4 protein-coding genes are annotated in these 5,854 nt (G+C 72.3%); all 4 read left to right on the forward strand.

The window, feature by feature from the left end; genetic code table 11:
• Positions 1-129: 129 nt before the first annotated feature.
• The 4 genes from L7D48_RS24540 to L7D48_RS24555 all read left to right on the forward strand — a co-directional run bounded on the left by L7D48_RS24540 (position 130) and on the right by L7D48_RS24555 (position 5,821).
• Complete coding sequence (locus tag L7D48_RS24540; protein ID WP_237882586.1) at positions 130-1,119, forward strand: malate dehydrogenase; 990 nt, start codon at positions 130-132, stop codon at positions 1,117-1,119.
• 358 nt (positions 1,120-1,477) lie between these two features.
• Complete coding sequence (locus L7D48_RS24545; RefSeq protein WP_256463220.1) at positions 1,478-2,962, forward strand: aldehyde dehydrogenase family protein; 1,485 nt, start codon at positions 1,478-1,480, stop codon at positions 2,960-2,962.
• Between the two features lie 109 nt (positions 2,963-3,071).
• The gene (locus tag L7D48_RS24550; protein ID WP_237882589.1) at positions 3,072-4,676 is read left to right on the forward strand and encodes a GMC family oxidoreductase; all 1,605 of its coding nucleotides are present in this window, start codon (positions 3,072-3,074) and stop codon (positions 4,674-4,676) included.
• Positions 4,673-5,821, forward strand: a complete 1,149-nt coding sequence (locus L7D48_RS24555) for a glycine betaine/L-proline ABC transporter ATP-binding protein (protein WP_237882591.1) — start codon at positions 4,673-4,675, stop codon at positions 5,819-5,821. Before L7D48_RS24550 ends, L7D48_RS24555 begins: the two co-directional genes overlap by 4 nt.
• Positions 5,822-5,854 lie beyond the last annotated feature (33 nt).

A 5,854-nucleotide genomic window follows, 5' to 3' on the forward strand; every position in this document is an offset into this window, starting at 1 on the left:
CCCGCCGTCCCCCCCTCCGGCGGGCGGCTGCCCCCCGGGGAGGGGCCGTCGGATAGCCTGACGTCAGGTCTCTTGATGTAGAGATACGTTGGAGACCCAGCCGCCACTGTCAGGTAAACGGAGACCGCCATGACCCGCACTCCCGTCAATGTCACCGTCACCGGCGCCGCCGGCCAGATCGGCTACGCGCTGCTGTTCCGCATCGCCTCCGGCCAGCTGCTGGGCCCGGACGTGCCGGTCGCGCTGCGCCTCCTGGAGATCCCGCAGGGTCTCAAGGCCGCCGAGGGCACCGCGATGGAGCTGGACGACTGCGCCTTCCCGCTGCTCAGCGGCATCGAGATCACCGACGACCCGAACAGGGCGTTCGACGGCGCCAACGTCGCGCTCCTGGTCGGCGCCCGCCCGCGCACCAAGGGCATGGAGCGCGGCGACCTGCTGGAGGCCAACGGCGGCATCTTCAAGCCGCAGGGCAAGGCCATCAACGACCACGCCGCGGACGACATCAAGGTCCTGGTCGTGGGCAACCCGGCCAACACCAACGCCCTGATCGCCCAGGCCGCCGCCCCGGACGTACCGGCCGAGCGCTTCACCGCCATGACCCGCCTGGACCACAACCGGGCCCTGTCGCAGCTCGCGAAGAAGACCGGCACCCCGGTGTCGGAGATCCGCCGCCTCACCATCTGGGGCAACCACTCGGCCACCCAGTACCCGGACGTCTTCCACGCCGAGGTCGCGGGCAAGAACGCCGCCGAGGCCGTGAACGACGAGAAGTGGCTGGCCGAGGAGTTCATCCCGACCGTCGCCAAGCGCGGCGCCGCCATCATCGAGGCCCGGGGCGCCTCCTCGGCCGCCTCCGCCGCCAACGCCGCCATCGACCACATCCACACCTGGGTCAACGGCACCCCGGAGGGCGACTGGACCTCCATGGGCATCCCCTCGGACGGCTCCTACGGCGTTCCCGAGGGCCTGATCTCCTCCTTCCCGGTCACCTGCTCCGGCGGGAAGTACGAGATCGTCCAGGGACTGGAGATCAACGAGTTCTCGCGCGCGCGCATCGACGCCTCCGTGAAGGAGCTGGAGGAGGAGCGCGAGGCCGTCCGCGGTCTCGGCCTCATCTGATCCGGCCCCGCTCCGGCTCCGCGCCGGCCCCGCGCCGGCCCTGCCCCGGAGCGTCCGCGCACCCGTAGGCCCCGGCTCTTTCGAGCCGGGGCCTACGGCGTTCCGGCACCGGGCCGCTCCCCGTGCTCGGACAGACGCGTCACGTAGTGCCCGCAATGTCCTCCATATCCGCTCATCACCTTAAATCCATTCACATAGAGGCAAGATGATCATGGTTTCATGTGTGAACCATGCCACTTGTCATGGATTAAAAGATTGAATTCCTCGGTACGGGGCATGGGACCGGGTCGCTCGGCCCGCCGGGCGGCAAGAGCACCATGCGAGGAAGGCAGTACGGAACGTGTCGGCAATCGAGACCATGCACATCGACGGGGAGTGGCGCCCCTCCCTCTCCGGAAGAACCAGGGAGGTCCTCGACCCCGCCGACGCGACGGTGCTCGCGGTCGTCTCCGAGGGCGGCGCCGAGGACGTCGACGCCGCCGTCGAGGCCGCCCGCCGCGCCTTCGACACCGGCGTCTGGCCGCGCACCCCCGTCGCCGAACGGGCGGCGCTGCTGCGGCGCACCGCCGACCTCCTCCAGCGGGACCGCGAGCAGATCGCGCTCACCGAGTCCATGGACACCGGCAAGACCATCGAGGAGGGCCGCGTCGACGTCGACGACGTCACCGCCGCCTTCCGCTACTTCGCCGACCAGGCCGTGAACACCTCCGGCGGACGCGTGGTGGACGCGGGCAGCCCGGACGTGCACAGCGTCGTCGTCCACGAACCGGTCGGCGTCTGCGCGCTGATCACCCCCTGGAACTACCCGCTGCTCCAGGCGAGCTGGAAGATCGCCCCGGCGCTGGCCGCGGGCAACACCTTCGTCGTCAAGCCCAGCGAGATCACCCCGCTGTCCACCGTCCACCTGATCCGGCTGCTGACCGAGGCGGGCCTGCCCGCGGGCGTGGCGGGCCTGGTCACCGGCGCGGGCGACCCGGTCGGCGCCCGCCTGTCGGAGCACCCCGGCGTGGACCTGGTCTCCTTCACCGGCGGCCTGGCCAGCGGCACCAAGGTGGCCGCCGCCGCGGCCGCCACGGTCAAGAAGGTCGCCCTGGAACTCGGCGGCAAGAACCCCAACGTCGTGTTCGCCGACGCCTGCGCCACCGAGGAGGGCTTCGACACCGCCGTCGACCAGGCACTCAACGCCGCCTTCGTCCACAGCGGCCAGGTCTGCTCGGCCGGCGGGCGCCTGATCCTGGAGGAGTCCGTCCACGACCGCTTCGTCACCGAACTCGCCCGCCGCGCCCGCCGCATCCGGCTCGGCCGCGGCACCGAGCCCGGCGTCGAGTGCGGCCCGCTCGTCTCCCAGCAGCAGCTCGACAAGACCGAGGAGTACGTCGCCTCCGCGGTCGCCGAGGGCGCCGTCGTGCGCTGCGGCGGAGAGCGCCCCGGGCCCTCCGACGCACTCCCGGCCACCGGCTACTTCTACCCGCCGACCGTCCTGGACCGCTGCGACCGCACGATGCGCGTGGTGCGCGAGGAGGTCTTCGGCCCGGTTGTGACGGTGGAGACCTTCCGCACCGAGGACGAGGCCGTGGCCCTGGCCAACGACACCGAGTACGGCCTGGCCGGCGCCGTCTTCTCCGCCGACACCGCCCGCGCCCGCCGGGTCGCCGCCCGGCTGCGCCACGGCACCGTGTGGATCAACGACTACCACCCCTACCTGCCGCAGGCGGAGTGGGGCGGCTTCGGCCGCTCCGGCGTGGGACGCGAACTCGGCCCCTCCGGGCTGGAGGAGTACCGCGAGACCAAGCACGTCTACGAGAACCTGCGCCCCGCGCCGGTGCGCTGGTTCGCCGGCTGACGCGCCCCGCACCAGCGCCCGGGCGCCTCCACGCGCCCCAGCTCACTCCCGAGCGCCCCGCTCAAGCCCGCGCATCCCTGACGCAACACCCTGTAGGAGCACCACCTTCATGCCCAGCAACACCACCTACGACTACGTGGTGATCGGCGGCGGTACGGCCGGCTCGGTGATCGCCTCCCGGCTCGCCGAGGACCCCGGCACCACCGTCGCCATCATCGAGGGCGGCCCCTCCGACGTCGACCGCCCCGACGTACTGACCCTGCGCCGCTGGCTCGGCCTGCTCGGCGGCGACCTCGACTACGACTACCCCACCACCGAGCAGCCACGCGGCAACTCCCACATCCGGCACAGCCGGGCGCGCGTGCTCGGCGGCTGCTCCTCGCACAACACCCTGATCTCCTTCAAGCCGCTGCCCTCGGACTGGCAGGAGTGGGAGGACGCCGGGGCGAGCGGCTGGAACGCCATCGCGATGGAGCCCTACTACCACCGGCTGCGCAACAACATCGTCGCCGTCGACGAGAAGGACCGCAACGCCATCGCCCGCGACTTCGTCGACGCGGCCCAGGCGGCCCTCGGCGTACCGCGAGTGGAGGGCTTCAACGCCAGGCCGTTCACCGAGGGCGCCGGCTTCTTCGACCTCGCGTACCACCCGGAGACCAACAAGCGCTCCTCCGCCTCCGTCGCCTACCTCCACCCCCACATGGAGGCCGGCGACCGGCCCAACCTGGAACTGTGGCTGGAGACCTGGGCGTACCGCCTTCGGTTCGGCGGGGACGACGGCCGCCGCGTCACCGGCGTCCACGTCCGCACCGCCGACGGCGAGGAGACGCTGGTGACCGCCCGGTGCGAGGTCGTGCTGTGCGCGGGAGCGGTGGACACCCCCCGGCTGCTGCTGCACTCCGGCGTCGGACCGGCCGGCGATCTGGAGGCCCTGGGCATCCCGGTCGTCCACGACCTGCCGGGCGTCGGCGAGAACCTGCTGGACCACCCCGAGTCGGTCATCGTCTGGGAGACCGACGGCCCCATCCCCGAGAACTCGGCGATGGACTCCGACGCGGGCCTGTTCGTCCGCCGGGACCCCAAGTCCCCCGGCCCCGACCTGATGTTCCACTTCTACCAGATCCCCTTCACCGACAATCCCGAGCGGCTGGGCTACGAACGCCCCGCCCACGGCGTGTCGATGACCCCCAACATCCCCAAGCCCCGCAGCCGCGGCCGGCTCTACCTCACCAGCGCCGACCCCTCGGTCAAACCGGCCCTGGACTTCCGCTACTTCACCGACGCCGAGGACTACGACGCCCGCACCCTCGTCGACGGCATCCGCATCGCCCGCGAGATAGCGAGGACCGCGCCGCTGGACTCCTGGCTCAAGCGGGAGGTCTGCCCCGGCCCGGACATCACCTCCGACGAGGAGCTGAGCGAGTACGCCCGCAAGGTCGCCCACACCGTCTACCACCCCGCCGGCACCTGCCGGATGGGCGCGGCCGACGACGAACTGGCCGTCGTGGACCCGAAGTTGCGTATCCGCGGCCTGGACGGCGTCCGCATCGCCGACGCCTCGGTCTTCCCCACCATCCCCGCCGTCAACCCCATGATCGGCGTGCTGATGGTCGGCGAGAAGGCCGCCGACCTGCTCCGCGACGACCGTCCCGAGACCGGCCGGCGGCCCGGCGACGAGTCCGACGACACCACGACACCGGGAGATGCCGCGTGACCGCAGCCCCAGCCAACCCGCCAACGCCCGACACCGCGACGCCGCAGGCCGGCGACCCGGTGTTCTCCGTCCGGAACCTGTGGAAGGTCTTCGGCCCCAAGGCCGGCCGCGTCCCCGGCGACACATCCCTGACCGGGCTGTCCGCCGCCGAGGTGCGCGAGCGCACCGGCTGCACCGCCGCCGTCCGCGACGTCTCCTTCGACGTCGCCCGCGGTGAGGTCTTCGTCGTCATGGGCCTGTCCGGCTCCGGCAAGTCCACCCTGGTGCGCTGCCTGACCCGGTTGATCGAACCCACCGCCGGCACCCTCCACATCGACGGCGAGGACGTCCTGGCCATGGACCGGGCCCGGCTGCGGCAACTGCGCCGCACCCGCGCCGCCATGGTCTTCCAGCACTTCGGCCTGCTGCCGCACCGCACCGTCACCGACAACGTCGCCTACGGCCTGGAGATCCAGGGCGTGGGCAGGGCCGAACGCCGCGCCCGCGCCGCCGAGATGATCGAGAAGGTCGGCCTCGCCGGACTCGGCGAGCGCCGCCCCGGCCAGCTCTCCGGCGGCCAGCAGCAGCGCGTCGGACTGGCCCGCGCACTCGCCGTCGACCCCGAAGTCCTGCTGTTCGACGAGCCGTTCAGCGCGCTCGACCCGCTGATCCGCCGCGACATGCAGGAGGAGGTCATCCGGCTCCACCGAGAGGAGGGCCGCACGATGGTCTTCATCACCCACGACCTGTCCGAGGCACTGCGCATCGGCGACCGCATCGCGCTGATGCGCGATGGCGAGATCGTCCAGCTCGGCACCCCCGAGGAGATCGTCGCCGCACCGGCCGACGACTACGTGCGCGACTTCGTCCGCGACGTTCCGCGCGAGCAGGTCATCTCCGTGCGCCGCGCGATGCGCCCGGCACTGGCCGGCGAGGCCGACACCGGTGTGGCCCTCGCCCCCGGCACGGTCGTCGCCGAGGCGATCGAGGCCGTGGCGCGCAGCGGCGAACACGTCCGCGTGACGGAGGACGGCCGCACCCTCGGCGTCGTCGACCACGCCCGGCTGCTGGCCGTCGTCGCCGGACTGGACGCGGGCACGGCCCCGGACACGGACCCGGACCCCGGCGGCTCCCATACCACCGGCGGGGAGGTGGCCGCCGTATGACGACCGCCACCCCCGCCCCCTCCTCCCGTACCC

Source organism: Streptomyces sp. ICN903, from assembly GCF_022015835.1.
GTDB classification, from domain to species: domain Bacteria; phylum Actinomycetota; class Actinomycetes; order Streptomycetales; family Streptomycetaceae; genus Streptomyces; species Streptomyces fenghuangensis.

Excerpts from the sequence above, each read along its gene's own strand:
- L7D48_RS24540 (WP_237882586.1), top strand. The coding sequence starts at position 130 with ATGACCCGCACTCCCGTCAATGTCACCGTCACCGGCGCCGCCGGCCAG.
- L7D48_RS24545 (WP_256463220.1), top strand. The coding sequence starts at position 1,478 with ATGCACATCGACGGGGAGTGGCGCCCCTCCCTCTCCGGAAGAACCAGG.
- L7D48_RS24550 (WP_237882589.1), top strand. The coding sequence starts at position 3,072 with ATGCCCAGCAACACCACCTACGACTACGTGGTGATCGGCGGCGGTACG.